Genomic DNA, 23,367 nt, shown 5'->3' with positions numbered 1-23,367 from the left:
CACGGCAAACTTTTCGATATTCTTACTTGAACCTACAGTGACTGTAGCAATTATTTATATCCTCGAAAGATTCGAGGAGACCCATTGTGGCACATGAAAACCCCTTGCTGACGGCAACCCCAATCCTGGATTTTGGCGCGGCCCCTATCGCGCAGTTAATTGATGGAAGGGGCTGGCGCGATCTGTCCGATACCGACAAAATCGGAGCTGTCTATGACTTTGTGCGCAACGAAATCGCCTTCGGATACAACCGCGCCGACGACATTCCAGCGTCCGAGGTGCTGTCCGATGGCTATGGTCAGTGTAACACCAAGGGCACGCTCCTTATGGCGCTCCTTCGGGGTGTAGGCATAAAGTGCAGGATCCACGGGTTCACGATCCACAAGGGCCTTCAGCGCGGCGTTGTGCCGGAACTAGTCTACCCAATTGCACCGGAAGAGATCCTACACTCGTGGATCGAGGTCGAACTGGACGGCAGATGGATCAACCTGGAAGGCTTCATTCTTGACAGCGCATTTCTGAAGATTCTGCAATCTTCGTTTGCCGACCGCGAGAACCTGTGCGGTTTCGGCGCGGGAACGGATTGCCTGAGCGCGCCGCCCGTCGAATGGAACGGCCAGGACACCTACATTCAGGAAACCGGGATCGTTCAGGATTTTGGAACTTTCGACACGCCCGACGTCTTCTATGCAGAACATGAGCAGAAGTTCGGTCGTCTGCGCGGTTGGCTCTATCGCAACATCATCCGGCATTGGATGAACGCCCGCGTGCGAGCCTTCCGCGCGGGCCGTCTGAAACCCGACGCGTCCGTTGCGCACCAGCATGAGGGAGAGACCCATGCCGCATGATCACCACGGTCATAGCCATGCCCACTTGGACCCATCCAGCGGGGATCGCCGCGTGGCCATTGCGATTTGGGCCAACGGTCTTCTGACCGTTGCGCAGATCGTGGGCGGCATTTTTGCAGGCTCACTCGCTCTGATCGCGGATGCGCTCCATAACTTCTCGGACATGGCGGCGCTTGTCATTGCCTTTGCGGCCCGCAAGATCGCGCGTCGGCCTGCCGATGAACGGATGACGTTTGGCTATGGCCGGATCGAGACCGTGGCAGCACTGATCAATTACACGACGCTGATCATGATCGGCCTTTATCTGATCTACGAAGGCGGCATGCGCTTGTTTGAACCACCCGAGGTTCAGGGGTGGACTGTCGTCATCATCGCGGGATTAGCGTTGGTGATCGACGCCCTGACAGCGGCGCTGACCTATTCTATGCAGAAGGGCAGCCAGAACATCCGCGCCTTGTTCCTGCACAACCTGTCCGACGCTTTGGCCTCGGTCGCCGTGATCGTCGGCGGCACGCTCATTATTCTCTACGACATGCGTTGGGTTGATCCCGCGATCACGATTGGGATCGCGATTTACATCCTGTACCTGGCATTCGCTGAGATTGGTGGCCCGATCCGGACGCTTATGCTCGGCAGTCCACCGGACATCGACGGAGGGGAGGTGGTGGCCGTTCTGCGCCAAACAGATGGCGTTAAGGACGTCCACCACGTGCACTTGTGGCAGATGGAAGAAAACGCACCAGCACTCGATGCACATGTCGTCGTTGAGGACACAGCTTGGGCCCGGCTAGAGCAGTTAAAGTCTGAGTTAAAGTCACGAATTGGTGCAGAATTCGGGATTACACATTCCACGCTAGAGTTCGAGCGCAACGGTGTCTGTGACGGTAAGGCTCCACTGTTCGGCCATGACAAGCTCCACAGTCAGTAGGTCTCAGGTGTCTTCCGTGCTTATAATCATCGGCCTTTTGATTGCCGTGGCAACTCTCGGTGCGCTGGTTTGGTCGATCGCCTGTCCTGCGAGGCGCATATGGCCACCGAAAGCCTACAGTGTCTGGACGCCGATCCTTGTTTGGGTTCCCACCTTCGCATTGTTTGGGACGCTCATTGCACTTGGAGTGATTGGCTGGGGCCAAATGGAGTTGCCGGTTTGGATGCGGTATGGGTTGGGCATCCCAATCATCGTATTGTCGAATATCGTGGTCTGGAGTGCCGTCCGAGGATTTGGAATTGCTCAGACAGGTGGTGCTCAGGGTACGCTTAAGACCGACGGCCTGTATCGCTACTCGCGAAATCCGCAATATGTTGCAGATGCCTGCATGATTTTAGGATGGCTCCTGCTTTCCTCTTCCGTAGCGGCACTTCTCGTGGGCGCGGCTGCAATAACTGTTCTTCTTTTTGCACCCCATGCAGAGGAAAGTTGGATGAAAGAACGCTACGGCGAAGCTTACGAAGCCTACTTGAAAGTGACACCTAGGTTCTTTGGATAACCATAGGCCAAAAGCTAGAAAGCTATCCTTGAATTTACATAATAAACCTTATACGTGATTATACTTAGTGTTGCTATAGTATATTGTCGTATGTATGCTGAATCCTGTCAAAAAGTGTCCTAAGCATGCGCTACCTATTCAGAAAGCTCCTCCCCTCGGTCGCAGTTGCCTTAACTGTGACAGGCCTTTCGCTGCCGATGCCCGTCCGCGCGCAGACATATCCGATCGATTGCGCGATCCTCCTGTGCCTGTCTGGCGGCTGGCCTGCTTCCGTGCCATGCGCCAGAGCCCGCGCAGAATTCATCCGACGCATTACACCTTGGCCCGTGGAACCCCCGCTTCAAATCTGGCGCTGTCCCATGGGCGCGTCCTTTGAGACCGCTCCAGCAGCAAACAGTGCAGCCCGCATCTTTGAAGCGTTCTTCCACAACAACAGCGCTGGACCGCGACAATCCTTTCCAGCGCGCGATACCGCTGACCCGATTGAGGTTGCTTGGCGCACTCCAGAAGCTCCAGATTACCTTGTTTCCGCCGACCAGGCTCTCCGGCTCGTTCAAGATCGCGCGGACATCGATATCAGCGGACCAGAATTCAATTTCGTGCGGTCCATCCGAGTCTTCGATGTTCGGTATGCGCGACAGCACGAATCCGGTCGTGATGGTGACTGCAACCGTAGCGCCACAGTGGTCCTCGGCACTTATGGCATCCAGGGTGACTTCGCCTGGCAGAGTTCTTCCATAGCCGCCCTACCCGCCGACCATGTCGGTCTCGAACGCTGGGGCCAGAATTGCCCCGGCATCTATCACCGTTCCGTGTTCGTCGATTGGCGTGACTATGAGGGCAATTACGGCTTTGAACAGGTGAACTACTGACCTGCCGCTGCATTGGCTTGCCTCGGAACCCCGTTTCTCAGGCTTGTACGACGACACCGCATATCCGTCGCGGTCCATAGGCTATTAGGCATTTCGGCAAACACTGCGGGTTCTCACTCCTCACCCGCCCTCGTCTCTTCCGATCCGCGTCAATCCGTCAAAGTCGATTTCCTGCTTCTGTTCCTCAGTCAGATCCGGCCGGATTTCCGATACCGGCTTGGGCCCATGGACGTCCCACATCACCACATGCGCGCCTGTTGTCCAGCGATACACCCAACCAACGATACTGCACCCATCGGTCCCGATCAAATTGGCGATCGCGACGCCCTCACCTTTATCATCGTTCACTGTCTACTGACTTCCTGCACTATGGCGCTGAATTTGCGGCATGGTGTCATAAGGCGCTCACTCGCGCCGTAGGCCGCACGTAGTGGATGTTGGCTAACTGCTATTCATTGAGGTTGCTGGTCTCACGCGGGGACACCCAAAGCGGAACGCCCCAAAATTGCATTGTTTTCAAATCTTGTGGTCGGGCTCCGTGGCGGCTTCGACGATCGCCAGAACCTCCGATAAGTCGAAGCCAAGCGCCCGGGACAATACGATGAACTCGACAACGTCGATCCGTCGCTGGCCACTTTCAATGCGCGCCACGAAAGACTGATGACAGTCGAGCCTGTCCGCCAAGTCTTTCTGCCCCAGACCCGCGTGTTTTCGGGCCTCGACCAAAGACTGACAAAGGGCCAGATGCCCGGTACTCCAGATTGTTTTCGACACGCGTCACATACCTTTTGTGACGTCGCTAGCGGATGAAATCTGTTATCTAAAAAGTAGATATTTGAGGGTGTTATCGGCGTCTGGTTTCCGTCGGGTGCAATCCTGATGCACACCCAATCGCCCATCAATCCCCCACCAGTTCCAGAAACCGCCCGTAGTCCTGACTGACTTCGCGGGCTTCTTCGAAGGCGCGCGCACGCTCCTGCTCGAGGCAGCGGAAGTAGTCCTGAATGTCTGTGATGTAGACCTCAAAGTCCCGCCGGATGATGTCGGCATAATCCTTGGCCGCTTGCGAATCGCTTGGAACGAAAGGTCGAACCGGGGCGAGGCAGGATTCGGCCTGGCTTGCGACCGGAGCGAGCATGAGAAAGGCCGCAGCCTGCATCGTCACCCATCGGCTCAACCGCAGGTTTCTGAAACCCCTATTTTCCTTGATAGACGCCAATGGCCGTGCCTAGAGTTTGAGTAACCGAGATACAGCCGTATCTGCCGCATTATATCTTGCGGTTAATAATATACTATCGTAACTCTGGGCTTCAAGTGAGAATGCCCGGGCGTTGCGCGTTTGAAGAAAGCGTGAGCCGGGCCATGAACTGGGACATCGAAGCACCAAATGTGGTTACGGAAGCACGTTTCCGCGAACTCGTGGAAAGTGGCTATAGCGCTGAAATCCTGTGCCAGGAGTCAGCGCACAAGAAAGGCCCCAGCTACTACGGGGTCTGGATCATGCGCGTCGTCTCTGACGAGGGTGTGGAGAAGTTGCTCGTCACGGCCCGTACCCGGACGACCTATAACGACATCAAGATCCGCGAGTTCAAGACCATCACGGGCGTGGTGTCCTTCCTCATCGGGATCGGCTTCTCGCATGCCGATGTCCCGCTCGAAGAAGGCCAGCGGACGACGCATAAACTGGCTGCGACCGACAAGGGCGGCAGCAAGTAGCCTTCTCCTTTTCTGGTATCTCGCGGGTCCCGCAACTGCGCAGATGGTACTGGTCATGGAGAGCGACGGCTCTCTGACCCCGTCGCGTTCTCAGGACAGCTTTGCCCGCAATTACAATGACGGCATCGGCCAGGGGTCCGCTGCTAATGAGCTGGCGATCCTCGGCGAGACTGACCTTGGGCCAGACGAAATCCAGATGGCAGCCCTCTCGCGGCCTGCTCCCCTACCCCGCGCCGATGTTCTGGCGGCCATCGAGGCCACCGCCCTTCGTTACGCCAGTCATCCCGGGCTGCGCCGCACAGAACTTTCGGTTCGCGATTGGCTGACCCTCTACCGCGCCAATATCGAAGTCGAGAGCGCCTACCGTCAGGATGCGGTCTCGAGCGCAGGCGCTATTGGCCTTGGTCAATTGATGCCGGCGACGGCGCGCGATCTTGGTGTTGACCCGCGCGATCTCCTTCAGAACCTCGATGGCTCCGCCCGCTACCTCGCGATGATGCTGGAGACGTTCAGCGATCCGCGCCTTGCCCTCGCAGCCTACAACGCCGGGCCCGACGCTTTGCGCCAGTACGGCGGCATTCCCCCTTACCGAGAAACCCAGAACCACGTGGCCCGTGTCATGGCCGTCGTGGCCCGATTGGAAGGATCAAATTCATGAGACAGATTTCAAACCAATTCGTCGCCGCGCTGGCGATCTTCCTGCTCATTGCCGAACCCGCCCTTGCGCAAAGCATTGATCTCTCGCCGATTCAGAGCCTGCTGCAAGGGATCGTCGATGCCCTGACCGGCCCGCTTGGCGTCGTCATCGCAACGCTGGCAGTGCTGGGCGTATTCCTGAGCTGGTTCTTCAATATCATCGATCTGCGCCAGGCCCTCTGGGTGCTTGTCGGCATCGCCGGTGTTGCCGCCGCTCCCACCATCGTCGCCGCGGTCTTTGCTGGTGGCTGAGCGCTCACCCCTCTTTCTCGGCCTCGTGCGGCCGCCCAAGCTGCTGGGCCTGCCCATCATGTATGCGATGGTCTGGCTCTTCGGCTCGGTGCTCCTCTTCGTCTGGGTCCAGCACATCGCGGTGCTGGGCGTGGCTGCCCTGCTCTACCCATTGCTTTGGAAGGCCGCGGACTGGGATCCGCGCTTCATCGACGTGATGATGACGGCACTACAGGAAACACCGCCGACGCGGAACCGCTCGATTCATGGCGGGGACAGCTATGCCCCGTGACCAAGCGCTCGATCACCGCACAATGACGCCCGACTGGTACGCCCGCGAAACCCGTCTCGCGCATATGCTTCCTTACGTCAGCCTGGTCGATGACCGCACCGTGCGAACCCGGGTCAACGAGCTCTTTCAGTGCATCCGGCTCGACGGGGTCAATAGCTACACGACGGATGATACCTATCTCGACAAGGTGACCGCGCTCTTTGCCCGGATCATCGCGCAGCTGGGGCCGGAGTTCAGTTACTATGTCCACAAGGTCTCGAAGGCGATCACGCCAGACCTCGAGCCAGTGCGCGAGGATAGTTTTGCTGGAGAAGTTGACCGCCTGTGGCGTGCGAAACTCGAGACCAGCGGGTTGCGCGACAAAACCTTGACGCTCACCGTCATTCATCGCCCGCCTCCCAAAAGCGTCCTGCCCTTCCTGAACCGCAGCGCGCCGGACCGGCTGAAGGAAGCAACCAAGAAGCGACTGCGTCGTTTGGGCGAGGCCGTAAGTGTGTTCGTGTCGGGCCTGACAGAGCTGAACCCGCGCGTGCTCACGGCCGAAAGTGGCGAACTCATTGGCTTTCTGGGCGCGCTCAATACCGGCCAGGAATTGCCGCTTTATCCGGCCAATACCTACGGCTTCCTGTCTTTCAACGTCGCCAACACGCGAGTGACGTTCCAAGGCGATCACTTCGAGCTTTCCGAGGGTGTCGTGGGGCATCGCTACGGCAAGAGCTTCACCATCGGGGAATACTCCGAGGCCACCTCCTGCACCATGTTCGACATGCTGAACCTGCCGGTCGACATGATCGTCACGCATTCCTTCACACCGATCAATTCAAACCTCATGGCGGGTCGGATCAAGCGGCAAAAGCGCCAGATGCAAGCCAGCCAGGATGCGGCCCTGTCGCTCATGGAGGCGCTCGACATCGCCGCCGACGATCTAGAGGCCAAGCGTCAAAGCTTCGGCGAGCACCACATGGTCGTGACAATCTTCTGCGACACGCTGGACGAATTGCAAATGCTCAGCGCCGAGATCGTCAACGCCGCCGTCGCCGAAGGCGTGAAGATGATCGGCGAGCGCGTCGCGGCAAAAGCCCACTACCTAAGCCAACATCCCGGCAACCAGCCCAAGCGCGTCCGCGCCAGCGCGATCACAAATCGCAACTTCGCGGATTTCGCGGCGTTCCACCGGACCCAGCTCGGCAAACCTGCTGAGAAAACACCCTGGGACAAGGTCATCACCTATCTGCCCACGCCCGAGCAGAGCGCTTACCGGTTTTCATATCACGAACAAGGCTCGCCCGAGAAAGAGCCGACCAGCGGGCATACGCTGATCATGGGGCGGCCCGGCTCAGGCAAGTCGGTCCTCTCGGCATTCCTCATGACGCAAGCCCGTCGAGCAGGGGCGCGGATCTTCGTCTTCGATTACCGTCTCGGTATGGAGATGGCGGTCCGCGCCAATGGCGGGCGCTACGCGTCTTTGAAAGCTGGGCAACCCACAGGGCTCAACCCGCTGTGGACGGAAACTGACGCGCGTGGCACGGCGTGGCTCTCGGACTGGCTCGCCACCCTGCTCTACCGTGCCGACAAGCCGCTCACACCTGCGCAGACCAACCGCATCCAGGAGGTCGTCCGCCAGAACGCGCAAGCCGCAAACCCGGCCCTACGGAACTGGCGGGATTTCGCATCGCTCTTTGTGTCCACCGACGATGGCGGCGATCTGCATCAGCGCCTTCTCGAATGGACCGAAGAGGGTCGCTACGGCTGGATATTCGGCCAGACGTTGGAAGACACGTTCTCGCTGGAAGGCGATGTGGTTGGCTTCGATCTCACCGGGATTCTCGACAGCGAGGCGGAAAAGGAACGCATGGCCGTGCTCACCTATCTCTTCCGCCGGGTTGAGCGCGAGATCGAGGATCGCCGCCCCACCATCATCGTGATCGACGAGGCCTGGAAAGCGCTCGACAACGCGTATTTCGCCGAGCGGCTCTCCAACTGGCTGGTCACCGCGCGCAAGCAGAACACCGTCGCGGTGATGATGACGCAATACGCCAGTCAGCTCGAGCGTACGCGGACCGGCAAGACCATTGTCGAGGCTGTGCCCACGCAAATCCTGCTCCCAAACATCCGCGCCCATGCCGCCGATTACGCGATGCTGAACCTCTATGAGAAGGAACTCGACGTTCTTCTCAACACCGGCAGCGACAGCCGCCTTGCGCTCATCCGTGACGACCAAGGCTCCATCGTTGTTGATGCCGATCTGAGCGCTCTCGGACCCAATCTCACCATCCTCGGCGGCATGGAGAAAGGCGAGGCCCTCGTCGGTGCCGACTACCGCAACCGCCCGGACTTCTGGAGACTTTCATGACACGCATTTTGTTGCTTCTCGCCGCGCTTGGCGTTCTGGCCTCCTGCGCGCAATACCAGGAACCGCAGGTCAATTGCTTCACCTTCCTCGCTTCGACAGCCTCCGTCGCACCGGATTGCACTTTCACGCCCCTCGGCGCACCGGAGGGCGACATTGAAGTGTAGCCTGCCCCATATCCTGGCCCATTGCCTGCTGCCCGGTCTCGCCTTGTCCCAAGGTGTGCCGACCAATGACAGCGGGTTGACCGCGCGCGACATCGTCGAAACAGGCGATCGCGAGGCCGACCTCGCGGTCCAGGCCGACAAGCTTGCCGTCCGTGAACTAATCGCCGAGATTGAACGCGAGCAATTGGCCAACCTGCAGCGCATCCTCGATGCCCAGACAAGTTTTGGCGGTCAGGGCTTGCCAGCCATGGTCTCTGGTCTGGAAAGCGGCAGCGGCGACCCGGACCGCTCCGTCGAGGCGGTCTATGGCACGGGTGAGATCGATCCCAACCCCGGCGGCGCACAGATGTTCGGGGATGCGGCGGAAAACATAGAGCAGCTCATCATCCGCGTCGCCCAGGAGACCAGCGGCTTTGCGGGCGTGGGGCGCGCAGGCCTGTCCCCCGTCCAATGGCGCGCGTTGCTGCAAGCGCTGATCTGGCAGGAAAGCCGGTTCACCATCGGTGCTCGCTCGCCGGTCGGGGCCTTTGGCCTCACCCAGATTATGCCGGGCACCGCCAGCGATCTCGGCATCAACCCGGAATACTATGACAGCCCCTATCTGCAGGTGCATGGCGGCGCGCGCTATCTCGCGGCCCAGCTCAACACTTTCGACGGCAATATCATCAATGCGCTCGCCGCCTATAACGCCGGACCCGGCCGGGTTTTCGAGTATGGCGGGGTCCCACCCTTCCGCGAGACCCAGCACTACGTCCAGGTGATCCCCGAACGCTATAACCTCTATTTGACCCGTATCGGCGGGATAGAAGCGCTTGGCACGATCGACCCCGCACTTCTGGCCAATGCCAACCTCTCAATCACCGGGCACGGCGCGGCCTTCTATGGCAACAACTCGCCCGCCGCGATCCGACAAGCCGCCCTGCGTATTGCGGATATCGTCGAACGGATTTCCGAAACTGAAGACGTGCAAGAAAGCATCGCACTCAACACCTATGCCCGCGCCGAACTCGTGCGGTTGGTCGCCGCCCGCATCCGGCTTCAGGCGGCGCGGACCCGTGTCCTGAGCGCAGAAGAATTGGCGCAGGCCAGCGCCCGCATGGCCGAAGGCGCGTTCATGGAATTCACGATTAGGGAGATTGACTGATGGGACATTTACTCACAAAGACGGCTTTGGCCACGACGCTTGGGATCGGCCTGCATTTCGGCACGCCGTCCCCCGCTCTGGCGCAAGGTGTGCCCGTCGTCGATACCCAGAACATAGCGCAAAATATCCAGCAGCTCCGGCAGATGATCGAAGACGAGATCCTGCAAAACGAGCAGCTGACGCAGCTCCGCGAACAGCTTGCCACACTCACGGACCAACTCGCGGAGCTGCAACGGACATATGAAGCCCTCACCCGCCTCGCCGAGCTTCCGGAAATCATCCGCACCGAGATGGAGGACGAGTTGAATGGCCTGCTCGACCAGGAGTTCGGCGACATCCTCGCCACCATTGAAGCCATCAAGACGGGCGATTTCTCTGGCCTCTCTGGCTCCGGCGCGGGCGAAATCGAAACCCAGATGGACCGGGTCCTGGCCGATCTCGGGTTTGACGATGACACGCTCTCCGAGATGGCCACCAGCGGCAATCCTGGGGCCAACCGTGTTGCCACGCAAGCCACGACCGGCGCGCTCGTCTCGGCGGCGGCCCAGAACAGCTATGAGGATGCAGGGCAATCGCTGGAACGCGTCGACCGGCTCGTCGGGCTCATCGATGACATGGATGAACTCAAGGAAAGCATCGATCTCAACACGCGCGTCACGGCGGAACTGGCGATCGCGCTCGTGGCCATGTGGCAGCTCGAAGCGGTGCAAACCGTGGGTGACGGCACCGGCGGTGTGATCGATGCCGCCACCATCGCCGAGGAACAGCGCTTCATGGAGTTCACGCTGCCCGACCTGCGCGCAGATTGATCCGAGGTGTGACGCGTGGCGAGTGAACAGGAAATCATCGAAGAAGAGTTGGTCTATGGGGCGCTGCGCCGTGAACGGCTCTGGCAACGTCTTGGGCTCATCGGCCTCATCTTCGGCATTCTCGGATGCCTGAGCGCGGCGGCTGTCGCGATCCTCGATGTCGATCCGCCGCCTGTGGTCGTGCCCTATGATCCAGAGACGGGTTTTGCCCTGCCCGAGGCCTCAGTGGGCGCGACGTCGGTCACAGCCAACCAGGCTGTCATCGAGGCGGAGGTCTTCCGCTATGTGACCGACCGAGAGGTCTACAACCAGCTCGACAACGATCTGCGCATCCGTAGCGTTTTGCGACGCTCGGATGGTGCTGCGGAGAGCGGGTTGCGCCAAATCTGGAACAGCGCCAATGAGAACTACCCGCCGACAGTTTATGGCCCCAATGCTCGGCTCGACGTGGAAATCCTCAGCATCAACCGCATCGGCACGAACCGCGCCACGGTCCGTCTGCGCAAGCGCCTGACGTCTATCAATGGCGTTCAGACAGGCCTCTTCACCGCCACGCTTCTCTTCGAGTTCCGTCCCGAGACCCGCCGCTCCATCGATGAGGTCTGGACCAATCCGTTCGGCTTCACCGTCCTCGAATATTCCATCCGCTCCGACAGATTGGAGAATTGAATTTGTTCCCAGTTCGACTTTTCTTATTGCTGATTGCCCTATTGCCCGGCCTCGCCTTCGCCGAAGCCACCCCGCGCGGCGGTCCCAACGACAATCGGGTGCGCTTGGCCACCTACCAGGAGGGCCAGGTCTATCGTCTTAATGTCTCGCTGACCCATGTCACCACTGTCGAGTTCGGCGAGGGAGAAAGCATCCGCTCGATCATCGCCGGCGACACGGAGGGCTTCGAGATTGATGGCGTCCCGGGCGGGCAGGCCTTCGCGATCAAGCCCGTCGCGCGCGGTGTCCATACCAACGTGACCGTCTATACCAACCGCCGCAGCTACTACTTCAACGTCCAGGAGATCCGCAGCCCGACCTTTTACGTGGTCCAGTTCCGCTACCCCGAGGACAATACACGTCCGACGCGTGCCATCGCCGCCCAAGCGCCGAACTACAATTACGGTGCCAGCGCGCGCACCGAGTTCACCCCGACCCGCGTCTGGGATGACGGAACCTTCACGTATTTCGATTTCCCGCGGAACGCGCCGGTGCCGGCGATCTTCCGCTACGCGAATGGCCGAGAACGGACGGTCAACAGTCAAGCGACCGAGGACGGCGTGATCCGGGTCTCCGGGGTGAACCGACAATGGGTGCTGCGGATCGGGGAGGAGGTGGTCTGCATCGAGGCCACACCGCCTGCGGGGATAGGATCATGAGCGATACCGGAAACGCAGACCTCGAAAAACGCCTCGCCGCCCTCGAGCAGGGCAAAGGCACGAGCTCACCCCCGGCCCCACGGCGCTCGCCGCTGCTCGCACTGGTCGTCGTCCTCGTGATCGGCGCGGGCGGAGCATTGCTCTATCTCCTATCCCAACCCGAGGAAGAAGAGGCCCTGCCCACGGCCACGCCCGACGTGTTCCAAAGCGAAGGCGATGGGTTCGGCGCCATCGAAACCCTTCCGCCACCGGAGCCCGAAGTCGTTTTGGTCGCGCCGGAACCGGTGGAACCGAACGCAGAACTTCTGGCGCAGCTCGCAGCCCTTCAGGCCCAGATCGAGGAATTGCGCAATGCGCCGGAACCGGTGGTCGAAGAAGACTCGGCTGCCGCCGAAGCCATCGATGCGCTGACAGCGCAGATCGCGGCGCTGCAGTCCGCGTCGGAAGCCGCGCAGCAGCAGTTCCGAGACGAGCTCACAGAGCGGGACCGGGAATTGGAACAACTCCGCATGGACCTCGAACTTGCCCAACTCGAAGCCAATCGCCCTGCCCCCGCGCCCTTAGGCCCCAGTGAGGACGAGTTGCGCGCGCGAGAAGAAGAGCGACTGCGCCGCGAGGAAGAAGCAAGGCGATTGGCGGAACTTGAGCGCCGCGCGGCCGAAGAACGTGCGTTTCAGGAACGCCGCATCACCTCGCCCACCATCGCCTTTGGCGGCACCTCAGGCGCAAATGAAACCGCGCTGACCGAGCGGACCTTTGGGGAAGTGACGGATTTTGTGCTGAACGGCGCGCTGCCGACGTCCGTGACGCAGGCCGAGGTGATCGCCAATCCCTCTAACACCATCATCCAGGGCACCATGATCCAGGCCGTCATGGAAACCGCCCTCGACAGCTCCCTGCCCGGCCAGACCCGTGCCGTTGTCTCCGAAGATGTCTACAGCGTCGATGGCGCGCGCCTTTTGATCCCCCGTGGCTCTCGCCTTATCGGACGCTATCGCTCCGGCGTCGATATCGCGCAGCGCCGCGTCACCATCGCCTGGGACCGGATCATCCTGCCTGACAATCAGACCGTCCAGATCAGTTCATTCGGGGGCGATGAACTTGGCCGTTCCGGTGTGACGGGTTTTGTCGACACGCGCTTTGACGAGCGCTTTGGCTCGGCAGCGTTGATTTCGCTGATTTCTGCCGCGCCAAGCGCCGCCGCGGCAAACCTACAGGACGAGACCTCCGCGGACGTGCTCGAAGACGTGGGCGATGATCTTGCCGATGCCACGGACAGCGTCATAGGCGACTACCTCTCGATCGGCCCCGTCATCTATGTCGACCAGGGCGCGCATGTCACCGTCATGGTCGACCGCGATCTGGAAATATTCTGAGCCCATGTCGCTGAGCTATCTCCAGACCTCGCTTGATCGGATCGACGCCGCCGCCCGCGACGATGTCATCGAGATCTGCATCAACCCCGATGGCAGCTGCTGGGGAGAATTCCAAGGCGATCACTTCATGAGAAAGCTGGATCAGAAGCTGACCGCCACAGAGGTGAACGACCTCGGCAACCAGATTGCATCCTCCGCCAATACCACGATGAGCAAGGACCGCCCTATCGTCTCGGTCTCGATCACCTACAAGGGCCGCCCGATCCGAGCTCAGGTGATTACCCCGCCCGCCGTGCTCTCTGCCATGTCGATAAGCTTGCGGTTCTTCTCGAGCCTGCCACTCGATGGGATCGTGCTCGATTTCCTCTATGGTAAGGAGCGCAAGCTCGAAGAACTGCGCCTCGAGAAAACCCGCGAACTGCGCGAGGTCGTGGCCGCTGGTGTGATCGACAATGCCCTCGCCTTCTGCGTCGAGAACAAGCTCAACATGATCGTTTCGGGTGGCACCTCCACTGGCAAGACCGTGGCTGCGCGCAAGATCCTCTCGCACGTGCCATCCGAGGAACGCATCGTCACCATCGAGGAAGCCGCCGAGCTTCTGCCGACCCAACCGAATGCTGTCACCCTCATCGCCAATCGCGACGCCGAATTCCAGACAGCCGATGTCCTGCTCACAGCAACCCTGCGCATGCGCCCCGACCGGATCATCCTGGGCGAGGTGCGCGGCAAGGAGGCCATGACCTTCCTTGAAGCAATCAACACGGGCCATGGCGGGTCCATGACCACCCTACATGCCGAAACCCCGCAACTGGCCGTGCAGCGGCTCGCGATCGCGGCGCTCAAGACCGAGATCCCGATGACCTATGCCGACATGATTCAATACATCGAGAACTCCATCGACGTGATCATCCAGGCCGGTCGCCACGACGGCAAACGTGGCATCACCGAATTCTACCTCCCCGGCGCACCCGAAATCGGAGCTTCCCTATGAAGACCTTTGAATATGAAATCCTCAGTTTCCCCATGACCCGTAAGACTAGCCTCGCTGACATGCAGGCCAGCCTGAATGCCAAAGGTGCAGAAGGCTGGGAGGTAGTGTCGATCAGCTCCTCGGAATTCGCCAACGTGGGACACACTGTCTTCCTGAAGCGGGAAACCACACCCGCCGGAGCCGCGGCATGAGGCAGGCGGGCTGTACCCTCGTACTGACTGTGCTGGTCCTGGGCCTAACGTCGGCACCCGCCTTCGCTGAGCGCAATCTGGTGCCGACCCTCGAGCGCAGTTTCGACGTCTGTCCAGACCGGCCCGCTGAACCCGTGTGGATGCAGGAGATCCCCCTGCGCCAAGCCTATCAGCGCTTGCTGGTCCAGGACATCTACCGAGCCCAAAATCTTGAACGCATCGTAGAGACTGGCAGCTGCGCTTGCGAGATCCAGTTCCCGTCCTGGGACGAGGCCGACGGGGCGTTTCGTGAGCGCCACGCCAGTGACGAACGCTGGGAAATGCTGGAAGCTTCCGACGCCTACAATCGGCGCGCCAACGACGTCCGCTTCAAAGCCAAAGCCATCTGCGAAGCTGCGGGTAATTGGTAGGGCAGCCCTGTTATGAGCGTCGTCACCTACTTCGTTGAAACCTCCCAGGGCTATCTCGACACCGCCGCAGAAACCCAGTTCGGATCGGTAGCGGCGACAGTCGGCACGCTTATGGTTTTGGGAACAACGCTCGTGGTGATCCTCGTCTTCCTGAACATGATCTACCAATACAAGGCGATGGACGGCCGGACAGCCTTCTGGCTCGCGGTCAAGATCGGGCTCATCGGGATATTCGCTACCAACTGGGTCCAGTTCAACGCGCTTTCCGCCGCTATCCTGGCGGGCATCGACAGCATTGCGGGTGCGCTCGTGGCTTCGGTCGGTGGTGGAACCCCGGGTCCCTCCGGTACTTTCGCCGAAGAATTCGACCGGCTAATCGCGGAACTGGGCGACTATCTCAACGCCGCCGGGTCCGAGCTGAACTGGATGGCTGGCGCCATGCTCGACATTGTCGGGGTCCTCTTGCTCTCGATACTCGGCGGGCTGGCCGCCTTCATCCTTGTGGCATCCCGCCTGATGATCGCACTTCTAATCGGGATCGCGCCGGTGATGATCTTCCTCACCCTCTTCGAGGTGACTAAAGATTACTTCGCACGCTGGCTGTCGGCACTGGTTTCGTTCGCACTCTACCCAATCGTCGTGGCAGGCGTGTTCGCAACAATCACAGGTGTATCATCCGCCCTCATTGGTGAACTCGGTGACCCGGAAGGGGCCTCCAACATCGGCGCGCTCATTCCGTTCTTCATGATGGTTCTAATGGCCAAGGGCTTCATCATCGCCACGCCGTTCATCGTTCGCGCGATCTCCGGCAACATCATGATGCCCGCCCTCTCCGGTGGTCTCGTCGGCGGCTACAGCTTTGCCCGCGCCGCAATGGGCAGCCAGCAGGCCTACAATCGCTATCTGATCGGCGGGTCAAGTGGCGCGGAATACGCAGCCCTCAGGACGCGGCAGTTTTTTGGTGTGCAGCAGATGCCAGTGCGGCAAGGGATAGGACAGACGGGTCAGGCAAGCGGCACAGGGTCACCGGGGGCCGGGTCTCAAATGTTGGCACAGCTGGCCCGGTTGGGAAGGTTGGGGCGGAGGTAAATATGGCAGAACCTGCAGCGTCGTGGATCAAGTTCGAAGATCGTCCGCCAACCAAAGCGGAACTGCACACAGACCGAGTCGTTGGGTACTTTCGAATTCGAGATCTCGCGGGAAAGATCATTGCAGACCACTTTGGGAAGCTTTCCTGGGATGATGATGGCGGGACTTGGGCTATTGAAGTCTTCAGCAATGCCCTGCGCCTAACGGCTCCCGGCCAATTCATCCACGAACCGGTCGAGCCTAGTCATTGGTGTATGGTTCCCCCGTTGCCGAATCATCCAGATACAGACGGCATGCCGGAGGGTTAGGGGTGTCGATCACGGACTTAGTGGAAAGCCAATGATCGCTAAAACGGCCCTTAGCTGCCGTAGGCCACCGCATCTCGATGCTGCGACCGCAGCCCTCATTGCTACCATTCGCTGCAGGCGCGAAATTGGGAGCTCGACGAATTGGAACTGAGCAGACAATCGTAGTTCTGAGAAATCACTAGTTGTCGTCGTCTGTTCTGGAAACCCGTCCAAGTCTTGAGAGCATACGTGCCCACTCATCTACATCGGAGGAGAGCCGAGCAGCGGGTTCAGAACGTGGCTTGTGGGTTTTTTTGGCTGATTGCGAAACCGAATTGCCAGACAGGTTTACAGATGAACGTGGGCGCTTCTTGGCGCGTGCGTTTGGCTTTCGAGCCTTTTGAGGTTTGCTACCTGCGGTTCGTTTCTTTTGCCTAACCGGTTTTTCTTGGGAGACGCCAGACAGGACAATCAGAAAAAATGCAAGGCGAGGAGTCCAAGGTGAACCATCAGCAGTCGCACGGCCTGTTTCATTCAAATAGTGAGAAACAAGTTTGGACCCCACGATCCCCTTCTTGGCGAAATCTTCGAGTACAGAACGTAGTGTTCCTGACATTTTGGCAGTTCCGCCGCTTCCTGACCCAAAGTGCCTCCTCTCGGATGGCAAAAGCTCTGAAACATCACCGGGAATTATGCTAGGGTCGATATCCTTTTCCAGCGCTTCGAAGTCGACCAGCCGGTCCCCGTTGACAACGGTAGTATCTTCAAGTGACTGCGGGTGGAGAAATGAGAACGTCTCTCTACGGCGACTGACGAGATCACCTTCAACCAAAAGCGGCTGGTCACAGTAGATGAAAAAACGATATTTCTGATGATTTTGGCTAGAAAGGTCTTCAACGTGAACTTCCATCCCGAAGTCGGCAAAGTGGACTTCAACCACCACCGCAAGCTTCCAGGCATCTCGTCTCGCTTTCCGGCCTACAGGTAGTATTCTCTGTTCGATCTTTTGTTCGGCAGCGAGAATTTCTTTGATCTCGGCAACTGGTCGACTGGAGGGGCGAGTACGCACAGAGCCAGAGGCAGGGCGCTCGTTGTCCGTGCAAGGGTGCTTCGCCCAAGGTTTTCCGAGTTCATCAAAGAATACACGGCTGCCGTGCTCATTGGCATAAAAATAGACGGGCTGACCGCAGACGGGGCAGGAAGCATTGGGACTAACGAAGCAGCGAGAGTAGCTTGTTGCGCCATAGCCTTTCAGCATCTGTGTCGCTTGGTGCTTTTCATACTCGGAATAGACCGGCCGAAGCGGCTTTGTTACTGGCGAGGCAGAGGCGCCTCCACCTTTTCGGTTGCCCCCGCCAACGCACCACCCGCAGGTGCACCAAGGGTAATGATTAAATCCGGTCAATTTAGCACCAAAGCCCTAACACTAATTGCAGTAAAGTGTATCAATAATGCGCATTTCGGTAATCCCCTTGCCAATTTTCTATCAGCCGCGAACCGCGCATCAAGGCGGCGGAGCTTGGGCTGCGACGCGGACGAATACGCGTGCGGTGTGGATCCGTACAGCGAGGGCACTTTGGGCTCTGTCTCGCCATTTGTTTAATCGCGGTATGTTCGCCAGTCAGATGAAGTGCTCTACATGCTGCCAAGCATCTGAATCAAATGCAGGATTTTGACGGGCTCCCCGCTTTATTGAGCGTGAACAGGTTTTCGACAAACGATCGGTGCCCATTCCCGATGGCTGCCGGCTCAATACCGAGCTTATCGGCATAGCGTGAGTTCATGCCGCCGATGATGGTCATGATATCATCGCCGAGGAGTTCGGCTTTTGTCGGGAGTGTCATGGTGTAGGCATAAGAAGCGATCGGGCCGAGATACTTGGTGATCCGTGTCTTCTCGATTTCAGAGATCGAGGCCTGCATGCAGACCTGGAAGCACCAATAGCAGGTCGCCCAGCACTCGACGAGATCGTCGGGTATCTGATCGTGCTCGTTGCTTAGGTAAAGCTGACGGATGGCTGGATCGTTTCCACCGAACACGGTGAATAGGAGCCTTCCCATGACAAAGGGCCAGCTGTTCTTGTCGCCTTCGGCAGATAGGACCTGGAACGAGGATCGCGGTGGTTGTTTGCCCTTTTTGGCTTCCGACCCCTTCCCCGATGCAGCCGCGATTATCATCAGCAATGCGCGCAAGCGCAGGATGTCGTGATTGTCCAGCTGTCCAGATTCCTGTCGGTCCTTGATACGCTGTCCGAATTTGAGTGCCGCGCTGACGAGTTGGTCTTTGGTTGCTTTGCGCTGTGCCGCTTTTCGTTTGCGCACAGCCTCATCACGCTTTTCCTCTTCCGGCGTCTTTTCTTCTTTCCCGAAGTCCGCGCCAGCGGCGATCGCGGCTTCCGCGTTATCGGTTTCATCGCCGAGATTGAACGCGTCGCGCATCAGGTCATCATCATCGGCGTCGTCAATCTCGTCGCGCTGTCCGTCCATGCCGAGTATGCGGTTCAGGAACCCCCGCACCAGCGTTGCTTCACTTCCCGCGAGGCTGTTATGTGTCAGGCTCGCCTCGGCAGTGCGCGGACGTCGTCCGGCGATAAATTGTTCATAGCTGAGCACTTCATAGTGTGCCGCTGGCTCGTCATCTTTGCCGTGACCTGCCTTCGGAATCGAGATCGGCGCTTGGTCCTTGTCTGCATCCAGATCGAGCCGTTCGAGGACATCGAGGACTTCCATCAGCATCAGACCGGCTTCGGTTTCTTCATCGAGACCGCGAAGGACATTCTCTGTCTTGCGCGAGCGCGTTTCCCTAATGGCAGAGCTTAGACGGTCGATGAGCGTGACGATGGCGGGCACCGAGTGGCGGCCGTCTGAGAAGACAAGACGGGCGAATGACGGACGGACATCTGTCTCAGAAATCTGGAATCGCGGGCTGCGCTCACTGTGCAGCGGCGACAAGGTGCAGGGGATCACCGATCCGTTCTGATCGAGCAGCTCGATGGTGCAACCGGCGGGATCGATTGAAGATGCAGGTCGCCAGACCAACACATCAACCCTGACTTCGAATTCGCCGGGGGCTTGTTCTGCCAATTCTTCCAGCGGCAGATCGTCATCAAATTCGGGTTCGTCGATTTCTGCGGGCTCGATCGTGTGTTCCTCATCGAGGACACCGGCGAGGTCGAGCGCGTGGATGATGGTATCCGGCGGCAGTCTTCGATAGAGACAGACCTCTTCGTTCTCACCGACATAATCCTCGCGACCAAGTGCCGCGAGCGTGCAGTTGGCGCTGCCGAGCAGAACGTGGTCGGCGCTCTGTGTTTGCGCGATGATGGTTTTTGCATGGATGAAGCGTCCTTCTTGAAACCCGTTGCGACGGTAGAGTTTTAGGTTGGGTAGTGCGCTCGCAGCGTCCTTCGGGAACTGGACGACCGCAGGGTCGATGACCACAGACACTTCTTCAGGGGACAGCCGTTCGTTCAGATAGGACAGTGCCGCAAGGCCCATGTCCCAATACGGGCTCACCACGATCAGCCGTATGACCGGTTCGTCAATCATATCGGCGAAGCGCTGGCCGATGCCGGTCTCGGTTCCGGTTGTCAGAAATGCGGCTTCGGTCTGGTCGGCGAGGCCCATCTTCTCGGTCGAGGCGACCGCCAGCCGAAGCCACGGCGCTCTTGCCAGCATCCAGTCTTGCTGGCCGCGCAACGCTTCCTGATCAAGACCGACAAAGCGTGTCAGATACTGCCATGCCGCTGCGACCATTCGCTGTTCAGCGGAATCCTCTTCACCGCAGCTGATCGTGCCAACCAGTTCGAGATTACCAGCAAGGCCTGACGAAGTGATGTTCGCAGAGCCCACAATGATGCGACCGCCCTTGCGTCCGATTTGCAGGAACAGCTTCGGGTGGAACACCTGACGGGCGGTCGCACCCGTGACTGTGTAGAGCTTGCCCGCATGGTCCGGCAGTGTCGAAGCGCCGGTGAGGGCGTGGGTCAGCATCCGCGCGTCAGGAACGACGATGTTGTTCCGGCAACCCGCACCGCGAAGGCGCGGCAGAACAATGTTTTCGTAAGCGTCGAAATCGATCCCGAAGGTCGTCAGGATGCTCGTGTGATAGCCCTTATCGGCAAAGCGCTCGTAAAGCTTCATGCGGCACCTGCCGCTTCTGCACCAAGGTCTGTCAGACCCTGACCGCCGACCAGATGGATGTCTTTCAGGAAGGTAATCGCGGGACCAAGGCGCGGGTTCGTGAAGACCGGCCCGTCCTTTTCGCGCAGTCTGATGCGTCCCTCATCCATCTCGATTAGGAAGGTATAGTCCCGCTGATAGCGGAACTTGCGCAGCGCCACCCACATGTGGCGGCGTATGACCCGTTCCTCAATGATTTTCGCGATGATATCGGCAAACGGTGCCTTCAGGTTGCGGTTGAGGAAGCGCGTCTCGCTCAATAACGAGCGGAACGCATCGGGGTTGAAACGCCCGAGTTCGGCTGCGATATCGCGGTCCCCTTCCTGACTGCGCTTGTGGATGATCGCCAGCAGTTTGACGGCCTTCCAGGCAAGCTCGGGCGGACAGAATTTTTCTTTACGTCCGGCACCGCGCACGATGTCGCGTGAGAGCGACCATTCGGCTTCGGGATCGTCTGCAGCATAAGCGTTGGCGGCGGGGGTCAATTCGTCGAGGAAGCTTTCCCAGTCTTCTGGCCAAGCGTCGGCAACATCACGGATTTCATCGACGCACAGGCCAATAAGGCGCTCCAAGGTGATGCCGGCCGGAAAATTACCCAGCTGATCGAGCGCGAATTTGAGCAGGGTCTCCATCGCGATGTGGCTAAGATCGTTGGCATGATAGACCCACCAGCGCTGGCGCTGCGCTTCCAGTGCAGGCGATACCAGATCGAGAGTACGGCCTTCGCTGTCGTATCCCGAATACAGAATCCAGCGGATTTCATCGGGCTTGGGTTCGCGGGCCAAAAGTCCGGCGGCCTTTAGGATCAGCAATACGCTTAGCCGTCTCGATAGCGCTGACGTATCCTCCTTGTCGGGCTCTTTGAGTAGAATGTCCTGATAGCGTGCGCGTTCCTCGCTTGCCGGATCGATCTCGGAGGGTGCGAGCGCGGCAAATTCATCGAGTTCGGACAGGCTTACAGAGCCGCGCTTGATGACTTCGAAAAAGTGGCTAGCAAGCGGTCCCATTGCTTCATCGAATACAGCCGCAAGTGGCTCGCCGATCTCTTCAGTCAACACCGGAATGGGATGTCCTACGGTCGTGAGGATGCCGATCTCGGAAACCTGACTTCCATAGGCCGCGCCATATGCACCCCAAGCTTGCTGGAGATAATGCGTCTCGCTGCCGGGTTCAGCGTCCTGCGCGAATTCGATCGTATAGCTGGTGGTGTGGTTCAGTTTCTTCGTGGCCCAGTCGATTCCGGCGACACCGGTTTCGCCGCCATGCCGACAAGAGATCAAGGCGTAGAGCGCCTCGGTCCGGCGGATATAGCGTTTCCAGGCCTCAGGGTTCGTGTCGCCGATTTTCTTCCCGTAGGCCCTGTTGAGCCAAGCATACAGTCCGTAATAGCGCATGCGCAGCGTCACGTTGCTGATGCCTGGCAGGAATGTCTGATAAAGATTGACGCTGCTATTTTGCATGCCAAGCGGATCGAGCCCGTTCTTGTTCTGATACTCGGTCCACTGGGGAAAGTTTATTTGTTCAACTCCTGAATCGTTCATTGACTATTTCTCTTAGCAACCTGCTGATAGAAAACCATCCTCATTCAGCTTGAAGCCTAGATCAAACCGGTCTTGCCGAGCACAGACATCTTATTGTGCCGCTCAAGTCAGAACGCAGGGCGAGATATCTGATTGTTGGCAAACGGTTCAGTTTGTTGAGCCTTTGATTTTAGCACCAAACAGACTTAAAGACCTAGTTCTTTCGTTCCCTAGGCGGATGTTGACCACTGGCATCGAGGCTTCGCGGGCGCGAACCTGAACCCCGACCTCCCAAGCGACTGTTCCTCATTCGATATAGATAGTAAGTGACTACAGATTTTGAATGAATTGCGATATGCGAGGGTTGCAAAAACGTATTGCAGCTCTGTGGAGGAAGCGACTTTTGCAGCCCGAGAGTTACTTTGGTCGAACTATTCAACTTTTCCTTGTAGACGGGAAACCAACCGGGCTGCGGAAAGCGACGATCCACGGTTGGACAGGTTTGCTTTTTGTGAGCGGGGCTTCGGCTTTTGGCGACCTTACCGCTCGTGAAGAGGTCGATAGGACCGGGATCTACATTCTTTCAGGTCCTGATCCCGAAAAAGCCAGTGCAACCCGCACGTACATTGGTTCTGGAAACTCCGTAGCAGAGCGGATCAAGCAAAGCGCGATTAAGAGAGATTTCTGGGAAACTGCCATCACCATCACGACTAGTGACGATGACCTTTCCAAAGGGCACGCGGAATACCTGGAGGCGCGGCTCATAGAACAAGCCGCCCAAGCAGGCCGCGTCACGTTGGATAACGGCACGCAGCCGGACACCAGCAGGCGACGATTGCCCGAGGCTGACGTTGCCAACATGGAGCAGTTCTTATCAAACCTCCGCATCATCTTGCCCGTGATCGGTCTGGATATGCTCAAACCACAACCGCGCGCTGTGACACAGACAGCGAAGCCAGTCGATGAACGAACCGCAGGTGAAGTGCAGTTTGAGATCCGCCACAAGAGTGGTGTCAAAGCGACCGCTGTCGAAGAAGATGGTGAATTTGTTGTACTGGAAGGGTCCGAGGCGCTCACCGAGACCGGCTATGTCCAACAAAGCTATGGCAGCTTGAAGGAAAAGCTCATCTCAGACGGGATTCTAGTCGCGGATGGCAACCAAAAAAACTCAGATTCACGAAACCTTGGTCGTTCAATAGTCCATCAGCCGCTGCTGCTGTCGTCTTGGATCGCAACAGCAACGGACGCCTAGAGTGGAAGGTCAAAGGATCGAAGCAGACCTACCATGACTGGCAACAAGCTGAAGCTAGCGCCTCGACCTGAAAGGGCCTCGTGACAAAAAT

The 23,367-nt window shown here is 58.7% G+C and carries 26 protein-coding genes; 20 read left to right on the top strand and 6 right to left on the bottom strand.

What is annotated here, in order from left to right; translation table 11 throughout:
* Nucleotides 1-86: 86 nt before the first annotated feature.
* The 4 genes from RZ517_RS18300 (at nucleotide 87) to RZ517_RS18285 (ending at nucleotide 3,207) form a co-directional block, all read left to right on the top strand.
* Nucleotides 87-848, top strand: a complete 762-nt coding sequence (locus tag RZ517_RS18300) for a transglutaminase-like domain-containing protein (protein WP_338551248.1) — start codon at nucleotides 87-89, stop codon at nucleotides 846-848.
* The gene (locus RZ517_RS18295) at nucleotides 838-1,776 is read left to right on the top strand and encodes a cation diffusion facilitator family transporter (protein WP_338551247.1); all 939 of its coding nucleotides are present in this window, start codon (nucleotides 838-840) and stop codon (nucleotides 1,774-1,776) included. Before RZ517_RS18300 ends, RZ517_RS18295 begins: the two co-directional genes overlap by 11 nt.
* A 16-nt stretch (nucleotides 1,777-1,792) precedes the next feature.
* Entirely contained in the window at nucleotides 1,793-2,335 is a 543-nt protein-coding gene (locus RZ517_RS18290; RefSeq protein ID WP_338551246.1) for a methyltransferase family protein, read from the top strand.
* Between the two features lie 125 nt (nucleotides 2,336-2,460).
* On the top strand, nucleotides 2,461-3,207 hold the full coding sequence (locus tag RZ517_RS18285; protein ID WP_422395593.1) for a hypothetical protein: 747 nt from the start codon (nucleotides 2,461-2,463) through the stop codon (nucleotides 3,205-3,207).
* Nucleotides 3,208-3,327: 120 nt separating this feature from the next.
* Here the strand turns inward: RZ517_RS18285 and RZ517_RS18280 are convergent, their stop codons facing one another.
* From RZ517_RS18280 to RZ517_RS18270, 3 genes are all read right to left on the bottom strand, one after another.
* Nucleotides 3,328-3,555: a hypothetical protein gene (locus RZ517_RS18280; protein WP_338551244.1), complete on the bottom strand. Its 228-nt coding sequence runs from the start codon at nucleotides 3,553-3,555 to the stop codon at nucleotides 3,328-3,330.
* A gap of 168 nt (nucleotides 3,556-3,723) precedes the next feature.
* Nucleotides 3,724-3,981: a helix-turn-helix domain-containing protein gene (locus RZ517_RS18275; RefSeq protein WP_197919294.1), complete on the bottom strand. Its 258-nt coding sequence runs from the start codon at nucleotides 3,979-3,981 to the stop codon at nucleotides 3,724-3,726.
* Between the two features lie 124 nt (nucleotides 3,982-4,105).
* Nucleotides 4,106-4,366: a hypothetical protein gene (locus RZ517_RS18270; protein WP_338551304.1), complete on the bottom strand. Its 261-nt coding sequence runs from the start codon at nucleotides 4,364-4,366 to the stop codon at nucleotides 4,106-4,108.
* 203 nt (nucleotides 4,367-4,569) lie between these two features.
* On the opposite strand from RZ517_RS18270, the gene RZ517_RS18265 reads away from it, so the two are divergent.
* The 15 genes from RZ517_RS18265 to RZ517_RS18195 all read left to right on the top strand — a co-directional run bounded on the left by RZ517_RS18265 (nucleotide 4,570) and on the right by RZ517_RS18195 (nucleotide 16,036).
* Nucleotides 4,570-4,923: a hypothetical protein gene (locus RZ517_RS18265; RefSeq protein ID WP_012187165.1), complete on the top strand. Its 354-nt coding sequence runs from the start codon at nucleotides 4,570-4,572 to the stop codon at nucleotides 4,921-4,923.
* Between the two features lie 43 nt (nucleotides 4,924-4,966).
* Entirely contained in the window at nucleotides 4,967-5,581 is a 615-nt protein-coding gene (locus RZ517_RS18260; RefSeq protein WP_338551243.1) for a lytic transglycosylase domain-containing protein, read from the top strand.
* Complete coding sequence (locus RZ517_RS18255; protein ID WP_338551242.1) at nucleotides 5,578-5,871, top strand: TrbC/VirB2 family protein; 294 nt, start codon at nucleotides 5,578-5,580, stop codon at nucleotides 5,869-5,871. Before RZ517_RS18260 ends, RZ517_RS18255 begins: the two co-directional genes overlap by 4 nt.
* On the top strand, nucleotides 5,864-6,142 hold the full coding sequence (locus RZ517_RS18250) for a type IV secretion system protein VirB3 (protein WP_058314084.1): 279 nt from the start codon (nucleotides 5,864-5,866) through the stop codon (nucleotides 6,140-6,142). Before RZ517_RS18255 ends, RZ517_RS18250 begins: the two co-directional genes overlap by 8 nt.
* Complete coding sequence (locus RZ517_RS18245) at nucleotides 6,132-8,495, top strand: type IV secretion system protein B4 (RefSeq protein WP_338551241.1); 2,364 nt, start codon at nucleotides 6,132-6,134, stop codon at nucleotides 8,493-8,495. Before RZ517_RS18250 ends, RZ517_RS18245 begins: the two co-directional genes overlap by 11 nt.
* The gene (locus RZ517_RS18240) at nucleotides 8,492-8,659 is read left to right on the top strand and encodes a hypothetical protein (protein ID WP_338551240.1); all 168 of its coding nucleotides are present in this window, start codon (nucleotides 8,492-8,494) and stop codon (nucleotides 8,657-8,659) included. The genes RZ517_RS18245 and RZ517_RS18240 overlap by 4 nt, the downstream gene beginning before the upstream one ends.
* Nucleotides 8,649-9,803, top strand: a complete 1,155-nt coding sequence (locus RZ517_RS18235; protein ID WP_338551239.1) for a lytic transglycosylase domain-containing protein — start codon at nucleotides 8,649-8,651, stop codon at nucleotides 9,801-9,803. The genes RZ517_RS18240 and RZ517_RS18235 overlap by 11 nt, the downstream gene beginning before the upstream one ends.
* Nucleotides 9,803-10,612, top strand: a complete 810-nt coding sequence (locus RZ517_RS18230) for a type IV secretion system protein (protein ID WP_338551238.1) — start codon at nucleotides 9,803-9,805, stop codon at nucleotides 10,610-10,612. Before RZ517_RS18235 ends, RZ517_RS18230 begins: the two co-directional genes overlap by 1 nt.
* A 15-nt stretch (nucleotides 10,613-10,627) precedes the next feature.
* Nucleotides 10,628-11,281 carry a virB8 family protein gene (locus tag RZ517_RS18225; RefSeq protein ID WP_338551237.1) on the top strand — a complete coding sequence of 218 codons (654 nt, stop codon included), beginning with the start codon at nucleotides 10,628-10,630 and terminating at the stop codon, nucleotides 11,279-11,281.
* A 26-nt stretch (nucleotides 11,282-11,307) separates the two neighbouring features.
* The gene (locus RZ517_RS18220) at nucleotides 11,308-11,979 is read left to right on the top strand and encodes a TrbG/VirB9 family P-type conjugative transfer protein (RefSeq protein ID WP_422395592.1); all 672 of its coding nucleotides are present in this window, start codon (nucleotides 11,308-11,310) and stop codon (nucleotides 11,977-11,979) included.
* Nucleotides 11,976-13,355, top strand: coding sequence for a TrbI/VirB10 family protein (locus tag RZ517_RS18215; RefSeq protein ID WP_338551235.1), 1,380 nt, complete (start codon nucleotides 11,976-11,978; stop codon nucleotides 13,353-13,355). Before RZ517_RS18220 ends, RZ517_RS18215 begins: the two co-directional genes overlap by 4 nt.
* 4 nt (nucleotides 13,356-13,359) lie before the next feature.
* Nucleotides 13,360-14,346, top strand: coding sequence for an ATPase, T2SS/T4P/T4SS family (locus tag RZ517_RS18210; protein ID WP_338551234.1), 987 nt, complete (start codon nucleotides 13,360-13,362; stop codon nucleotides 14,344-14,346).
* Nucleotides 14,343-14,537, top strand: coding sequence for a DUF4177 domain-containing protein (locus RZ517_RS18205; protein WP_102884497.1), 195 nt, complete (start codon nucleotides 14,343-14,345; stop codon nucleotides 14,535-14,537). The genes RZ517_RS18210 and RZ517_RS18205 overlap by 4 nt, the downstream gene beginning before the upstream one ends.
* A gap of 140 nt (nucleotides 14,538-14,677) precedes the next feature.
* Nucleotides 14,678-14,947 (top strand): hypothetical protein, encoded by a 270-nt coding sequence (locus RZ517_RS18200; protein ID WP_422395591.1) that lies wholly within the window; start codon nucleotides 14,678-14,680, stop codon nucleotides 14,945-14,947.
* Nucleotides 14,948-14,959: 12 nt separating this feature from the next.
* On the top strand, nucleotides 14,960-16,036 hold the full coding sequence (locus tag RZ517_RS18195) for a type IV secretion system protein (RefSeq protein ID WP_338551232.1): 1,077 nt from the start codon (nucleotides 14,960-14,962) through the stop codon (nucleotides 16,034-16,036).
* A gap of 486 nt (nucleotides 16,037-16,522) precedes the next feature.
* Here RZ517_RS18195 and RZ517_RS18190 read toward each other — a convergent pair whose 3' ends face one another.
* The 3 genes from RZ517_RS18190 to RZ517_RS18180 form a co-directional block, all read right to left on the bottom strand.
* Nucleotides 16,523-17,581 (bottom strand): hypothetical protein, encoded by a 1,059-nt coding sequence (locus RZ517_RS18190; protein WP_338551231.1) that lies wholly within the window; start codon nucleotides 17,579-17,581, stop codon nucleotides 16,523-16,525.
* A gap of 400 nt (nucleotides 17,582-17,981) precedes the next feature.
* Nucleotides 17,982-20,465 (bottom strand): hypothetical protein, encoded by a 2,484-nt coding sequence (locus RZ517_RS18185; protein ID WP_338551230.1) that lies wholly within the window; start codon nucleotides 20,463-20,465, stop codon nucleotides 17,982-17,984.
* Nucleotides 20,462-22,045 (bottom strand): hypothetical protein, encoded by a 1,584-nt coding sequence (locus RZ517_RS18180; protein WP_338551229.1) that lies wholly within the window; start codon nucleotides 22,043-22,045, stop codon nucleotides 20,462-20,464. The genes RZ517_RS18185 and RZ517_RS18180 overlap by 4 nt, the downstream gene beginning before the upstream one ends.
* A 1,023-nt stretch (nucleotides 22,046-23,068) precedes the next feature.
* Here RZ517_RS18180 and RZ517_RS18430 point away from each other — a divergent pair.
* On the top strand, nucleotides 23,069-23,347 hold the full coding sequence (locus RZ517_RS18430; protein WP_422395597.1) for a DUF4357 domain-containing protein: 279 nt from the start codon (nucleotides 23,069-23,071) through the stop codon (nucleotides 23,345-23,347).
* Nucleotides 23,348-23,367: the final 20 nt, after the last annotated feature.

This window comes from Roseovarius sp. S88, from assembly GCF_037023735.1.
GTDB classification, from domain to species: Bacteria; Pseudomonadota; Alphaproteobacteria; order Rhodobacterales; family Rhodobacteraceae; genus Roseovarius; species Roseovarius phycicola.
This window is presented reverse-complemented; position numbering and strand designations above follow the sequence as displayed.